This window comes from Paraburkholderia sp. RL18-085-BIA-A (genome assembly GCF_046027075.1).
Classification (GTDB): Bacteria; Pseudomonadota; Gammaproteobacteria; order Burkholderiales; family Burkholderiaceae; genus Paraburkholderia.
The window spans coordinates 1-14,028 of the sequence record NZ_JARESU010000178.1 but is presented as its reverse complement, the minus strand read 5'-3'; the positions used below and the strand labels follow the sequence as shown (position 1 = coordinate 14,028).

Annotated in this window: 14 protein-coding genes and 1 pseudogene; 9 read left to right on the top strand and 6 right to left on the bottom strand. The window is 58.2% G+C overall.

What is annotated here, in order from left to right; translation table 11 throughout:
* Window positions 1-602: 602 nt before the first annotated feature.
* From P0D89_RS46525 to P0D89_RS46515, 3 genes and pseudogenes are all read left to right on the top strand, one after another.
* Window positions 603-710: pseudogene (locus P0D89_RS46525) on the top strand (serine dehydratase); the annotation flags it as partial.
* Window positions 711-815: 105 nt separating this feature from the next.
* Window positions 816-1,283 carry a YbaK/prolyl-tRNA synthetase associated domain-containing protein gene (locus tag P0D89_RS46520; RefSeq protein ID WP_408368333.1) on the top strand — a complete coding sequence of 156 codons (468 nt, stop codon included), beginning with the start codon at window positions 816-818 and terminating at the stop codon, window positions 1,281-1,283.
* On the top strand, window positions 1,274-2,017 hold the full coding sequence (locus tag P0D89_RS46515; protein WP_408368331.1) for an HAD family hydrolase: 744 nt from the start codon (window positions 1,274-1,276) through the stop codon (window positions 2,015-2,017). Before P0D89_RS46520 ends, P0D89_RS46515 begins: the two co-directional genes overlap by 10 nt.
* Before the next feature lie 213 nt (window positions 2,018-2,230).
* On the opposite strand, the gene P0D89_RS46510 is transcribed toward P0D89_RS46515, so the two are convergent.
* From P0D89_RS46510 to P0D89_RS46495, 4 genes are all read right to left on the bottom strand, one after another.
* On the bottom strand, window positions 2,231-2,533 hold the full coding sequence (locus tag P0D89_RS46510) for a Dabb family protein (protein ID WP_408368337.1): 303 nt from the start codon (window positions 2,531-2,533) through the stop codon (window positions 2,231-2,233).
* Window positions 2,534-3,182: 649 nt separating this feature from the next.
* Window positions 3,183-3,767, bottom strand: coding sequence for a hypothetical protein (locus P0D89_RS46505; RefSeq protein ID WP_408368329.1), 585 nt, complete (start codon window positions 3,765-3,767; stop codon window positions 3,183-3,185).
* Window positions 3,768-4,908: 1,141 nt separating this feature from the next.
* Complete coding sequence (locus tag P0D89_RS46500; protein WP_408368335.1) at window positions 4,909-5,226, bottom strand: hypothetical protein; 318 nt, start codon at window positions 5,224-5,226, stop codon at window positions 4,909-4,911.
* Between the two features lie 934 nt (window positions 5,227-6,160).
* Window positions 6,161-6,388, bottom strand: a complete 228-nt coding sequence (locus P0D89_RS46495) for a hypothetical protein (RefSeq protein ID WP_408368327.1) — start codon at window positions 6,386-6,388, stop codon at window positions 6,161-6,163.
* 444 nt (window positions 6,389-6,832) lie between these two features.
* Between P0D89_RS46495 and P0D89_RS46490 the strand changes: the two genes are divergently transcribed.
* From P0D89_RS46490 to P0D89_RS46470, 5 genes are all read left to right on the top strand, one after another.
* Entirely contained in the window at window positions 6,833-7,732 is a 900-nt protein-coding gene (locus P0D89_RS46490; protein ID WP_408368325.1) for a LysR substrate-binding domain-containing protein, read from the top strand.
* A gap of 151 nt (window positions 7,733-7,883) precedes the next feature.
* Complete coding sequence (locus P0D89_RS46485; RefSeq protein WP_408378804.1) at window positions 7,884-9,179, top strand: MFS transporter; 1,296 nt, start codon at window positions 7,884-7,886, stop codon at window positions 9,177-9,179.
* 10 nt (window positions 9,180-9,189) lie between these two features.
* Window positions 9,190-10,449: a metal-dependent hydrolase family protein gene (locus tag P0D89_RS46480; protein WP_408368321.1), complete on the top strand. Its 1,260-nt coding sequence runs from the start codon at window positions 9,190-9,192 to the stop codon at window positions 10,447-10,449.
* Window positions 10,450-10,589: 140 nt separating this feature from the next.
* The gene (locus P0D89_RS46475) at window positions 10,590-10,904 is read left to right on the top strand and encodes a response regulator (protein ID WP_408368319.1); all 315 of its coding nucleotides are present in this window, start codon (window positions 10,590-10,592) and stop codon (window positions 10,902-10,904) included.
* Between the two features lie 221 nt (window positions 10,905-11,125).
* On the top strand, window positions 11,126-11,329 hold the full coding sequence (locus tag P0D89_RS46470; RefSeq protein ID WP_408368318.1) for a cold-shock protein: 204 nt from the start codon (window positions 11,126-11,128) through the stop codon (window positions 11,327-11,329).
* Window positions 11,330-11,630: 301 nt separating this feature from the next.
* Here the strand turns inward: P0D89_RS46470 and hfq are convergent, their stop codons facing one another.
* Together hfq and P0D89_RS46460 are read right to left on the bottom strand one after the other, a co-directional pair.
* Entirely contained in the window at window positions 11,631-11,924 is a 294-nt protein-coding gene (hfq, locus tag P0D89_RS46465; RefSeq protein ID WP_408368316.1) for an RNA chaperone Hfq, read from the bottom strand.
* A gap of 188 nt (window positions 11,925-12,112) precedes the next feature.
* Window positions 12,113-12,439 carry a hypothetical protein gene (locus P0D89_RS46460; protein ID WP_408368314.1) on the bottom strand — a complete coding sequence of 109 codons (327 nt, stop codon included), beginning with the start codon at window positions 12,437-12,439 and terminating at the stop codon, window positions 12,113-12,115.
* Between the two features lie 737 nt (window positions 12,440-13,176).
* Here P0D89_RS46460 and P0D89_RS46455 point away from each other — a divergent pair.
* Complete coding sequence (locus P0D89_RS46455) at window positions 13,177-13,551, top strand: DUF2442 domain-containing protein (RefSeq protein WP_408368312.1); 375 nt, start codon at window positions 13,177-13,179, stop codon at window positions 13,549-13,551.
* Window positions 13,552-14,028: the final 477 nt, after the last annotated feature.

The window sequence follows — 14,028 nt, the reverse complement described above, 5'->3', positions numbered from 1 at the left end:
AACGCAAAAGTAACGACCAGTACCCCTCCGGAGGGGGATTACCTAGGCAAACGGCGACGAGACAGGCTTTGAAGCACGGGCAACCTGTCATCAGGTGAGCGAGCTTCATATGAGTAGCAGCGGCTGGGACCTTGCTATGCGGCGGATAGACGCGGAGTTCGATGTCGCCCAGTTCTTGGCGTCAGCGCTTGTGCGCAAAATCGCCGCAAACAATTTCCGGCTACCTGCGGCCGACCGCTCCAAATTCGAGAAGTTGCCGCACGAGGTCATTGCTCGCATAGAACGGATTGTCCTCGACGCCTACCTAGAAGCTGGCGAGGATGTTGGCGGCGACATTTTGCGGGCGCACCTTTGGCAGCAGGCCCTTGCAGCTCGCCTCGGTATGGTCGCAAACGGCGAGTTGATTTCCGAAGCCGACTTTCGCCAACGTCTCGGCGTGACTCCGCTGCGTAAGCACGTCTTGCGGACAGTCATTGTCGCTGGTCGCCGAAGGTACGTGCTGCGCTCGAAAACCGACGTGTATGTGCTGCTGTCGAGGTATCGAGGCGCGTTCCACAGAGAGCGGAGTGCGATGCCTGTGGCCAGCCAAAGGGCATTGCAAGGCAGCCGTGCTGAATTTGAAGGATTCGCTCAAAGGCAAGCGCATTGGCATCATCATCAGCGGTGGCAAATTCGACCTTGAGCGGTTATGCTCGCTGGTCGCTGCGTAAGCTTTAACTTGCTGCCCTGGGGGACGAAATCGATTCAGGGCAGCGCAGTTATGTCACGCCGACCTGCCATACCGTATGTCGAGGGAATCGAACACCGTGCCAACCATGTATGAGAAGCTGGTCGCCCTGCTTGAGCGCGAGGGCGCCAAGTATCGTGTAATCGAACATCCTGCGGAGGGAAGGTCTGACGCAGTTGCCGCCATTCGCGGAACGTCGCCGGGGCAAGGTGCGAAGGCGATGCTCTGCAAGAGCAAAGATGATGGGCAGGCATTGATTCTCGCTATCCTTCCCGGGGACAGGAAGCTGGACTTCAAGAAAGTGGCGGCAGCGGCCGGCTTCAAGAAGGCCACACTTGCATCAGCCGAAGAAGCGCAGCATGAAACGGGGTGTGTTATTGGGGCAATCCCTCCGTTTTCGTTCTCTGCGAGTATAAAGCTGATTGTTGACCCGGATTTGATTGGCAGCTTTGACGAAATCGCGTTCAACGCCGCTCGGCTCGACAAGTCCATAGTCCTCAGTTCGGCCGATTACGTGCGGATTGCACGCCCGCTCCTTCAGCCGCTATGCGTATAGGCAAGGTATCCGCAATCTCATTCGACCTTGATGACACCCTATGGCCATTTAGGCCTTCCGTCGAGCGGGCCGAAGCGACGCTTCATTCATGGCTGATTGAGCACGCCCCAAATACTGCGAGCGTACTGCCCGCGTGGCCTACGCTAAGTCGGTTGCGAGACGAGTACGAGCGCTCGCGCCCGGACCTCGCCAATGACTATCGTGCCTTGAGAGTCGGTTCAATCAGACTCGCGTTGGAACTGGCGAAGGAAGATATAACCCTGGCTGACAGCGCATACGATGTCTTCTATTCAGCCCGACAGAAGGTTGAGTTTTATGAAGACGCTTTGCCAGCGCTGGCATGGTTGAGTGGCAGGTTTCCGCTCGTCGCAGTGACAAACGGCAACGCAGACCTCCGGCTGACTGGCGGTGCAGAGTTCTTTCGTGAAACCTTAAGTGCTCGTGCTCTGGGAACGGCGAAGCCTGAGCCCGAAATATTCCATGCGGCTGCCCGGGCAGCGAACGTGCATCCAACCGATTTGCTTCACGTGGGGGATGACTTTCACCTGGACGTTCTCGGGGCGTTGAATGCCGGATTGCAAGCGGCATGGCTGGTTCGCCAGAATCATCTCGAGACGAAATTTCTGCAGCATTGTGCCCGCTCCACGCACCTCACAATTTGCGACTTGTCGATGCTCTGTCGCGCCCTCGGCGGACCGGCGGACTTATCATCAGGTCAATTCCGTCTTACGTAGACGCCTTCCTGCGGACTCCATCGGGGGAGCCTTGCCGCAGACACGGTGCATCAGCGTGCAGCTGAGGCAGACATTTTCGTTGTTGCTAGAAGCTTTTAAATTCTAGATGCCGCACCGACGAAAGCCATTCGCTAGATATTCTTTACTTCTTCTACCTACCCATTTGCGCCGCCACGCGCGGACCGGAAAATAGGTAAGCTTGATAAGAAGCGCTCACATTGGCGTGTAATCAACTTGATGACGCGCGATGCGGACGCCTTCCAACTCCGCTCTGGCCTGTAGGTGTACCGGATGGTGGGCATACTGCTTCAGCGCATCCATGGACTCGAATTCGGAGTAGAGAACGACATCGCAGGCATAGTCCACGCGACTAACGTCGACTCCGACCTCAAGATGTCGCAGACCCGAGATTCGGCCGCGCACGCCCTCAAATATGCGCTTGACCTGCAGCGCCGCACGCTCCCGTTCCGTCGCTGACTCCCCACGGACGTCCCACATCACGATGTGCTTAATTATCTGCTTTCTCCTCGGTTCGCTGCACAGACGGACGGTCCGGGCGAGCGTGATTGTTGACCGCGAACAAGGAGAGGCAGTTCAACAGCAAACTGATATCCTGCGTTGTCTTGTGGCGGGGTTGCATGCGGGTCTGTGCGAAAACGAAGAAGCAGGCGCAAGACATATGCGGGAAAACCAAAAACGGTTCGCCCGTCGCCGGTCAAAGCGTTTCTCACCTAGGCCAGCCTTGACCGGCGCGAGACGCTTAGTCGTGCGAGCGGTAGTTATGGTGAGGCTGAGGGTGGTGAGGCTGAGGATGGTGCCGCACAGGAGCGTGCCGGCTATCTTGATGCATATCGGCGAACGACACCGCGGGGGCCGCGAACGCGGCTACGATGAGGACAGCAAGAGCCTTCTTGAAAACGGGTTTCATTTAAATCCAGGTGGAAGTTAGTGAGTCAGACCAGAAGAGCGATGCAATGCTTCGAACCATTGCGATGCAAATACATTTTAACGTAGTGACCGGTTTCGCATCGGCGAACCGCTATGTAGCATGTGCGGGCAAACGCTCGCGTGCACCATACACGCGCGACGGCATGCAGCCTTGCAACGGGCCTGCATTTCATTGTGAAAAGCATTTATCCGCAGCTATGCGTAATGCTGACCGTGTCTATTTCTTTATCGCATCGACCGTGCAGCTCACAAACAACGCGAGAGCCGGCCCCATGTTCGCGAGCGACACCGAGGCGGTCTCAACTGTCGCCTCTGTCATGAAGGGCGGTATACGCGCGCTGTCATAGCGCGCGTACGCATCGAACATCGCGGTTGTTTGTTCCACTGCAAGCAGTGCGAAGGTCGCGCTTTTCGCCCGATGAGCCTCCAGGCTTTCTCCAGGAGGGACCACGTCAATCGCTTTCAGCGACTGCACAAGGGACTTGAGTGAGGTATGCAGCCGCCACGCGCTGAAAGATGGCCGCGAAGCGAGTAGCGAAAAGCGACTGGGATTCGGAGACAGTTTAAATGCGGAAATTTCTGCACTCAGATAGACCTCTTCTGCGGCAGAAACGGGCTCGATATGGGCGTCGATGAATTCTGCTGTATTGATGCTCTGCGGGACAGCATCGCGCCGGAACGCAGCACACGTCTTTTCGTCCAAGGTGTCAAAGTCGTTTGTCGCCGCTGTTGCAGGCGTCGCACCGGCGCTGTGGGCAGACAGAAGTATCAACAGGGCTGCGCCCACCTCAATTTGTCGCATGTCGCTCCTCATCGCTTGCAGTAAATTTCAATCGCGCGCTTCGAAGCGGTTGGTACATTGGACTACCCAAGCCGGTGTCGATGTCGTGATGCTTTTCGTCAAATGTTTGCCGGCAGCTTCCTGACGTGAGTCTGTCGCGCAGATTCTGCGGGCAGGAAGCTGTGGCGCCCAGCTGTTCTCGTCGCAGTACGTGCAGCCATCCTTGCTCAGGCGGTGAGCGGCTGTCACGCGCCAGTCGCCATGACCGCGACGATGGTATTCCCAGCCTCGGTGCGAACCATTGTGATGCCACCGGCGATGGTCCCAAACGAGTCCCCGATAGCCGTAGCCCTAGCCCTAGCCCTAGCCCTAACCCTAACCTGCGCACGGCGGTCCGTACACGACAGAGGGCGCCAGGTAGATTGCACGCGGCGGGTACGCTTGATAGATAACCGACGCTGGGCAGTACGGTCGATAAATGACCAGTGGGGCACGCCATAAATGGCCCCTGGAACATAGAGGTAGACGCCAACACTGACGTGCGCCGAGACCGTAGCAGATAAGAGGCGCCGGTGACTGCCACCAGAAGCAATGAGATTGCGCCTTTCATGAATTACTTCCTGCTCACTTCGCCAGTTCGATGCGGCGAGATTCGATGCAGCGAGACGGACTGGGACCCAGAAGCATATGCGCGTGACAGACGGTCGTGTGAAACTGGCTCTGCTCTTCTGTAACAGGTGGTAACGCACAGGTCTGCGACTTACCACGCAATGTCCAGTTCTCGCATCGGACGCCTCGAAGGTAAGGCGCGGTCAGGGGGATGCTCTCAGTTCCCTCGAATGTCGCCAAGGGAATAGCGCCGATTGCCGCGGCCAGCATCTGGAGCTTCACGCATGGCTATGTGGCTGTCGATTGGACGGCGTTTCTCGTCTCGATACTGTTGGCAATTGCGTCCTTTGTGGCCGTGCGGGTCCGCCGCCTGGCAACTACCAGCGCAGCCTGATACTTCCTTCCCCGCGAATACAACATCGATACATACGCCATGAAGATACGCGCCGCAAGAAGCGACGACCTTGACGACATCAAACTATGTTCGCAGAGAACAAACTGCCAGAAGGCCGACGGACCGCTGCCCTTTTGAGTTTCTTGCCATCGCAGAAGGTTAGCCGCGGCCATAGTCGCCACGTCCGCGCGCGTACCAACCGCGCCTATTCCAGTATCGATGCCCGTCCCAATACCGGTCACCATGCCAGCCGATGACCAATGCAGGGCCCGCTATGACCGGCACTGGCGCGTAGACGGGAGCTTGCTGTTCGTAGAGGGCAGGTGGTGACGGTGGCGCATACACAGGCGCGGGCGCGACATACACGGGAGCCGGAACCCCGATATTCACTCCGAAATGGACCTGGGCCATCGCTGTCCCCGACAGTGTAAGCGCGATGGCGCCGAGCCCTAGTGAAAACGTCAGGTGTTTGAACATCATTTCGTCGCCTCATCGTTCGATTCGATGGTCACACTTTACGAGCACATCTCCCCGGCTGAGTTACGGCCTTGTAACCACGGCCGGGGCGGTAAACATAAATCGCCCGTTTCCAGGGAGCGAGGCAACAAGCCGTCACACAGCGTTTCAAATGTATGGGTCTTGCAAGTTGGAAGGTCCGTGGAATCGCCACGTCTTTGCTCGGTGCGTCAACGGCTGGGCGGCGACCGACGTTCTGTCAATTGAATACGAACCGTGACGTAATGCCGCATCGCGCGGCCTGGCTTCAGGTGCGACCGGGCGAGGCAAGCTGATATCTATGGATCCTCGGCGGAATCTGTGGGTGATTTTGAGACCGCTGGCTATGTCATTAGCGATGCGGTTCCTGAATGCTCGCTATTCGTCTGTATGGCCGTAAGCGAGAGTGCGCCGCTCCCGGCCATACAGGTAGCGTATTTTGCTTGCGTGGCGTCAAGTGTTCGCTTCGCTGGACTATGTCCACACTTGACGCTGCACGACCCTCGAGTGGTTCGAAGTGCCCGTCGAAAGCGGTATTGAATCGGTTTCGGCTTCGGCACCACAGAAGTAGCCTAATTCAGGCAGTTCGATGATGATTCGGGCCCAAACTAACCCACAGATTCCGCCGACGAGGCATATCTATTTCAACCCTCGAAGCTGCTGCTTCGAGGGTCTTGCCGGAGCATCGACGTGACCGGCAGCACCGACGCGTTCCCGGCCTCACGTTCGAGTCAGATTGACGGCGTTGTAGATGCTGGGTGTCTCGCGTGATTTGACATTGATTGCCGTAATCGACGGCCGCTCACGAGAGGGTCTGAAGTTCTGTTGAGCGGATGTCGATGAATCTTTGTCGATTGCGCGCTAGCGCTGCGGTGAATGACTAGCAGATGGACTGCCTAAGACGCGAAGGCAATGGTTACGCATCCCATTCCGGCGCGAACGGCGGAGTCACGAAACGTTGGTTCTTCGGTAATGCCGTGATAGCGTGCCGGTCATCGTCGTCAAGTCTCACCGTCAGCGTGTCGGAGCGCCTGGCGGCCTGGATTTCAACGGTGACGAATTCGGTTGTCGTGGAACTCGGCGCAGGGAGAGCGCTGCCCACAGTGCGGCGCTTCAGCGAGCGATACGCGCGCCAACGGCTCATTCGTATAAATCCGCGAGAGCCAAACACAAAGCCGTTGCATGGTGTTGGATTCGTGGGCAACGCCGCCCTGACACTCAAGCTACTCGGCGCACAACTGTGACGCGACGGCCGCCGCTTTGAAGCGACGGTTGAAGCGCCCATAGGTTATCCGCGGCCTCGTAAACGAGAAGAACAGTAGACATGGCTCGATTGGCTTGGGTCGTGTCGCAAATAGGCGCAACGTCGCGGCAAACCGCGGCAGCCCAGATTCGAATCAGGTCCGCAGCGCGGGGGGCCCCGTTGTTTCCTCATGCGTCTGCATGCACGGTCTCGGCCTACGCGTTACCGAGACCGGAGTTTGAATCGATTAGGATAGGTCTGGCGAATTTGTTTGCAGGCACCTTGGCCAATATCGTTGGGCTATCCTGCATATCTACTACACCTTGGATAGCTCGCCGGACGCCCATGGCTCTCTCTCCCTTACCTCCACTAGCATGTCTACAAGCATTCGAAGCTAGCGCCCGCTATCTAAGCTTCACTCGCGCGGGACATGAGCTTCACCTGTCGACCAGCGCGGTGAGCCGTCAAATCTCCCAACTCGAAGAGTTCCTCGGGCGCCGCCTGTTCGTGCGGGAGCACAACACTTTAAGGCTTACACCGGCAGGGGAAACCTATGAAGTAGATGTAAGACGCATGTTGGAGCTTTGCACTAGCGTTACATCAAGTCTGATGGCCCGCGTCGTCAAATCTCGCCTCACGGTATCCTGCACAGCCGGGCTCTCGGTATTCTGGCTCGCACCGAGAATCGGCTCATTTATCGACGCGAATCCCGATGTGGACCTGCGCATCATCGTGCGGGACCACTTTGGAACCGTCTCGCCAGCCGAGTACGACGTGGGCATTTTCTATTTGCGCAACTCCGAGGTTCCCGGAACGTACACTCGGAAGCTTTTCGACGAAGAGGTATTTCCGGTTTGCTCACCGACATATCTAGATGGGCGCCGACTGAAGCCAGTGGAACTGCTGGCCTGCACGCTGCTTGTTCTCGAGGACGCGGAACGTAGCTGGATGTCGTGGCACACCTGGTTCGAACAGGCAGGGCTCGAACGTCCAGTATTCAATCAAACCATCATCGTCAACAGCTACCCACTCATTGTGCAGCTCGCGACGCACGGCAAGGGCGTCGCGCTCGGTTGGAATCGAGTTATCGACCCGCTCCTCGACCATGGCGTGCTCGTCAGGGCATCAGACTCTCACGCCACAATGGGCGGCTCATACTTTGTCACATGGCCATCGGAGCGTGCGGAAACACCTGCCGCCCGTCGGTTCCGCGAATGGGTAATCGCTCAGACTCTCGCCCCCTGACGTTTCCGTCGCACGCCTCTGGATGCGGTTGCGTTTTTTGCAAGCGCGTTTGCGAATTTAACGTTATGCCGTCGTCACGCCAAAAATTACATTGATCGCGTGACGAATCGCGAACGCTCACCTCGCTAAACGACAATCCAGAGAGGTCTAAATGGCAACGAGTGCATCAAACGGCATGCTGGTGGGCGAGCTGCCCATAAGGACTGTGACGCGCCGGAAGGCGATTTTCGCCACTGTCATTGGCAGCGGTCTGGAGTGGTTCGACTTTTCCGGGTACGCGTTCTTCGCAGCCACCATTGGCAAGTTGTTTTTCCCCGCAGGCAACGAGACAACGTCGCTGCTGCTATCACTTGCAACTTTTGGCGTTGGGTTTGTGATGCGACCGCTCGGCGGCATCGCGTTCGGCATCTACGGCGACAAGGTGGGGCGAAAACGAGCTCTGTCACTCGCCATGCTCATCATGGCGCTTGGCTCGGGCATCATCGCTTTCGCCCCTACGTACCAATCTATCGGCATCGCCGCGCCGTGTCTTATCGTTATCGCGCGAATGCTACAGGGGCTGTCCGCTGGCGGTGAAATGGGCGGCGCTACTGCATTCCTTACCGAGCATGCTCCAGTTAACCGTCGTGCTTTCTATTCGAGCTGGATTCAGACGAGTGTCGGTTTTGCCGTGGTCATCGGCAGCCTTACCGGCACGCTCATCACGTCGAGCATGTCGGCTGATTCGCTGACCGCATGGGGATGGCGCATTCCGTTTTTCATCGGCATGCTTGTGGCCCCGGTTGGATACTATATTCGGCTGAGAATCGAGGAGACGCCCGAGTTCGTATCGGAGAAGCACCACACCAACACTCCGCTGCGCGACGTCATTCGGGAGTATCCCCGTCAGGTGCTCTCCAGCCTGCTGATGGTCGTACTTTGGACCGTCTGCACATACGTCATCCTGTTCTACATCCCGACTTATGTTGTGAAGTATCTGCACATGACCCAGCGTGAGGGCTTCACGTCGGGTGTCGTCAGCGGTGTCGTGCTGATGGTCATGGCACCCGTGTTCGGGGCACTGTCGGATAAGGTCGGCAAGCGACGGGTCCTTTCGGTTGCTGCGCTCGTTATTCTGGTTGCCAGCTATCCACTGTTCTCTCATCTGATCAAATCGCCCGACTTTGCCACGCTGCTGACTTTCCAGGCGATTTTCGGCGTGCTGATTGCTGCATACACCGGCCCGATTCTGGCTCTTTTCACGGAAATGTTCCCGAGCCGCGTTCGTGCGACGGGATTGTCTTTGGCCTACAACGGCGCGGTGACCATCTTCGGTGGCTTTGCCGCCTTCATCATCACCTGGCTCACGCAACATACGGGTGACGCCGAGTCTGCGTCTTATTACATCATCTTCGCCGCAGTGGTTAGCCTGCTCGGCATGCTGCTGATGAAGCCATACCAGTCTTGAGGAAATTCACATGAACATGTTGGTAATCGAAGGGGTCAACGTTTTCGACCCCGTAACGAAGAAACGCCAGACGAACACCAATGTCTGTATTGCCGACGGGAAGATTGCGGCAATAGGAGAGATACCGTCGTCGTTTGTCGATGCCCGCAGGATGGGCCTTCCCGGGTGTACCGTCTTGCCGGGTTTCATCGACCTGCATGTCCACGTCGTCGCGTCGAATACGAATTTGGGCGCCAACGCGATGATGCCAAACTTCCTGGCTGCGCTTAAAACGTTGCCCATCCTGCGCGGCATGCTGAACCGGGGGTTCACCACCGTTCGTGATGCTGGTGGCGCTGACTTTGGAATGTGCGAGGCTGTCAACAGCGGCGTGCTTTGGGGCCCGCGCATCCTGTCATCAGGCAAGGCGCTGTCGCAGACCGGTGGGCACGGCGACTTCCGCCAGCGCAATGACAAGCTTGACGATGCCTGCGGGTGCCTGGGGCGTCAAGGAGCGATTGCTCGGGTGGTCGATGGTGTCGAGGCGATGCGCCTGGCCGTACGCGAAGAACTCCTCAAAGGGGCCTCCCAAATCAAGATAATGGCGTCGGGCGGTGTGGCTTCGCCCAACGACCCCATCACCAGCACGCAGTATTCGGAAGATGAAATCCGTGCTGCGGTTCAGGAAGCGGAGGCTGCCGGCACTTACGTGATGGCGCACGCCTACACCGCTCGTGCCGTCCGGCGCGCCGTCGAGTGCGGGGTGAAATGTATCGAGCACGGCAACCTCATCGACGACGAGACTGCCCGTTTGCTGGCGGAGCGCGGCGTAGCGGTTGTGCCCACAATCGCTACTCTCGACCGTCTCGTTGAACAAGGTCCCGCGCTTGGCTTCCCCGCTGAATCGCTCGCCAAGATTGAGGGAGCACGCTCCGTAGGCCGGCAGGCACTTGCGCTGATGGTGCGCGAAGGCGTGAAGGTCGGGTTCGGCTCGGACATGCTGGGCGCGCTGCACGCCTTCCAGTCCGACGAGTTTGCGGTTCGGGCAGAAATCGTCGGCAATGTTGAGGCCATCCGGTCGGCCACGTGCGTTGCCGCCGAAATCACAGGTGAAGCTGGCGTGCGGGGAACGGTCGCTGTCGGAGCCGTGGCTGACCTCATCGTGGTCGACGGTGACCCGATTGAGGACATTTCCCTTCTGCTGGGACAGGGCGAACACATTCCCGTGGTCATCAAGGCCGGAGTGTGTATGAAGGAAGCCGGTCGACTGCTCGAACCAGTCGAAGAGTGAGCTGCTGGCGCGCGGCATTGCAGGAGGCTGACCGCAACGGCGGTTAGCCGTTTCGCTCCAGCAAGAGTGTCAGCGACGCGCTCGGCCATCGCGCTGCCGACACGCGCCTGCGCCGGCTTGGTGACAATTCTCGTGTGCCGATGAAGGCTCCGACAATCATGGCGCACGACGGGGAGACTGCGCTGGAGTTGCTCCATGCCGGCGCTTTCGAACTCGTTCTCCTGGACGAAAACCTCCCCGGCATCAACGGCAGTGCCGTCGCGCTGTCGCTGCTGGACAGGCCGGACTTCCCCCGGCCCTTTGTTGCCTCCATGACGGGTGACAGCGATAGCAATGAAGAGTTGGCCCGACTCTTCGATGTGTCTCTGCAAAAGCCATTCTCTTTGGAAACGCTCATGCGGGTCATCGAAGACGCGCGGAGCAACAGCAATGCGAGCTGTCTTCTGGCAGCCTAGCCGCCCGTCATATCCGCAGTCCAACAACAGTATGACGAATTCCTCGCCGCAGTATGGTAGCCAGGCGTCAAATGCCACGCGTCTAAAGCGACGGTTTGGTGTCACACCACCTGTCGGAAACGCCAATTGTTCAGAGCATTCTCCTCTGTTAAAAACGTGTGAGTGCGGCGGCCCACCGTCGCGCTTTACAACACATCAGTCTTTGAATAGGGTCAGGAAAAATGGCAACGGGTACCGTGAAGTGGTTTAACGACGCAAAGGGTTTTGGTTTCATCACGCCGGATGATGGTGGCGAAGACCTGTTCGCGCACTTTTCCGAAATCCAGAGCAGCGGCTTTAAGTCACTGCAGGAAAATCAGAAGGTGACCTTTGAAGTGAAGCAAGGCCCGAAGGGCAAACAGGCGGCAAACATTCAGCCAGTCTGACACCTCGGCGCACTCGCTATCGCGCAAGCAAATGGTCCGCCGAGGCGGACCATTCCTTTTTCAGCTATGCGCCTTGACATAGTCTCCCCGGGTGTGCTGGTTTCGGACGTGAGTAAAAGACGTGGCGAACATCACGTGCGCAGGAATGAACGCCGCCTTCGACTTCGTCGCATTCTCGACTGTCTGGTCAGTTGCCTTGGTCACCTCTCATGCGGCCTTCGTTCCTTTCTGACCTTCTCGACGTTGACGCCGCCTGGCTATGCGCAGGTGAAGCGTAGGCCACAGCATGTTATGGTGGTCCTCATCGGACGCGCGCTCGCGAGTGGTTCGGCTTGTCGCCACTCACCGGCGTCTCGGTCGGGTCGCGTGCCGGGCCCGTGCCATTGACCGGCATCACGGTTGAAATGGCATGTTTAAATACGAGTTGCACGGCTGGACCAGACTTCAGCAGAACGGCAAACTGGTCAAAGGCGGCCAGTTGACCACTCAGTCTGATGCCGCTCACGAGGAACACATTTACGGTGGTCTTGTCCCTTACGAGCGTCTGCAGGAAGTCGTCTTGTACGCTGGGCGTGCGGTCATGTTCTGAGGTCAATGGGATAGGTCCTTCGATTGTGCCGGCGATAGCTGAAGCCGCCAGCCGGCCCAGAAGACGTGTGTTACTGCGACTCGAAGGCGTCGAGGCGCGCTTCCGCTATCTTGCCGAGTGTTGGTTGTGGTAGCAAGTGAAGCCCCGCCAGCCAGGCGCCAGATAGTGCTAACAGAAACGGTCACTCGTGTGCTCTAGTGGCGCCACCCGCGATACCCGTAATAGCCACGGCCGTAGTACCCACGTCCATAGTAACCAGGGCCATAGTAACCGCGGCCGTAATAGCCTCGATATCCGCCGTACCAGTAGGGATAGCCATAATATCCGGGCCAGGCGCGCGGTCCATATATCACCGGCGGCCCGTAGATGACGGGCGGCGGCGCATAGATAACCGGCGGACCGACATACACGGGGCCCGGCACACCAATGCCGACGCCTACAGACACGCCGCCCGCCTGCGTGAAGCTGGCCGACCCCGCGCCAAGCCCGGCAGCGACCAGAAAACGAACGAACCTGTTCATTTGCGTTCTCCTCGCCTCGAGTCCAGTTCGAACGACTCGCGATGGCGCAATGCGGTATGGACAAATAGCGCTGAGTCCGCTTTCTATGGAGTTCAACACGCAGAGGCTCATACGTGAGGCCGAATGGCCTCTCCTCTTTAGAGTCGGCAGTTCCGAAGTCGTTCAGGAAGGACCGCGGTGCGTGACTGTCCTGCATCGATGCGCGCATCGAGCCGAAGCGGCTGCGATGCTGCGCCTGGGCCGGCGAGACGCAAGCGGCCAACTTGAAAACAGGACAGGTATTGGCTGCCGCGTTACCGACCGCCGTTCCATGCGAGCGGGACGTGTCCGCTTTATCGCCCATCAGGCCGTCAGTTGCTGGTCGCAAGGCGAGTCTCAGCACAGCCGGCGAAGAGTCCTGTGCTGCCGCCAACGGACGCTCAGCAGCTCCACTGCGTCACCGTCTGGAGGCTGGCGAATGCCGGCCCGTAGGCCATGAATGCCGCATACAGGGCGACGAATTCTGCTCCCAGTCGGCCCAACGTGGCGAACAGCGCCGTTCCCGGCTTACCGAGGCGTAATTCCGTGCGGCGCTCCGCCAGGCAACGGAATGCTCCTCTGTGAATTCACAGGGCCGACTTTCCAGCCGATGTCACGATGCACACGCTTACCCGTTATGCAGGCGGACGAGTTATGCACAGCTTTGTGAACAGATTCTGTGGATAGTTCATGTTGTCCGCGACGCAAGTGGATAAGTCTTGACTCACCTGCATGGGAACGTCCGGCTGCCGTTGCACATCGAGCATTCTGGCTGGATTCTCGAACTACATGCACTCTTGAACGCAGCTTTGCCGCGACCTATCTTTAAGATGATTCTGATTGAGGAGGCGACCATGGAGCGCACTGCGGTGGACGTGCATTTTGACAGCGTGCACCTGTTTCTTGACATGTCCGAGGGTCCCGCCGTTCAATTCCCACTGGACTGGTTTCCCGTGCTGCAGGCAGCCACTGCAGCCGAGCGCGAACACTTTGCAATCTCTCTCGACCATGAGCAAATATTCTGGCCCGAAATAGATGAGGACGTGAACGTTCCAGCATTGCTTTCATATCGACCCGAGAACACGGGCCGCTAGTGTTTTCGCATTTAGCTCTGCTGCCTGGACCTCTCGCGCATGCGCAGCCGGCGCGGACGACGCAAGCGTCGGCCTTTCTTGACCGGTCAGCCTTCGGGTCCGAGGTAGCCCGGTAGTCCAAGCGCCGTTTTGCTTTTCGCCAGTTCCACTGCCTTATTCACAAGCGAAGCGAAAGCCTTGTCGCTGTCGGGTCGGGGCGGGTCGCTGACCGCCGCGTAGGTCCGTCACGTGTTCTCAAAAAGGCACAATTGGCCCAGTACCACGCCGACAGGTTCTCGTCGCCCGGCAAGGAACTGCGCGAGTTCGTGGAGGCCAGCATCTGGCTTCGTGCTCTCAGGCGCTCGGAGTAGTATGGTCATGTCGTCCACCTAACCACCAGGAGGGGAGACCATGACTACCTGTCAGCAATGTGGTGGCCAAGGAAAAATCAAGTGCGAAAAATGTGGCGGGACGGGAAAGCTGCAGATAACCGAAATT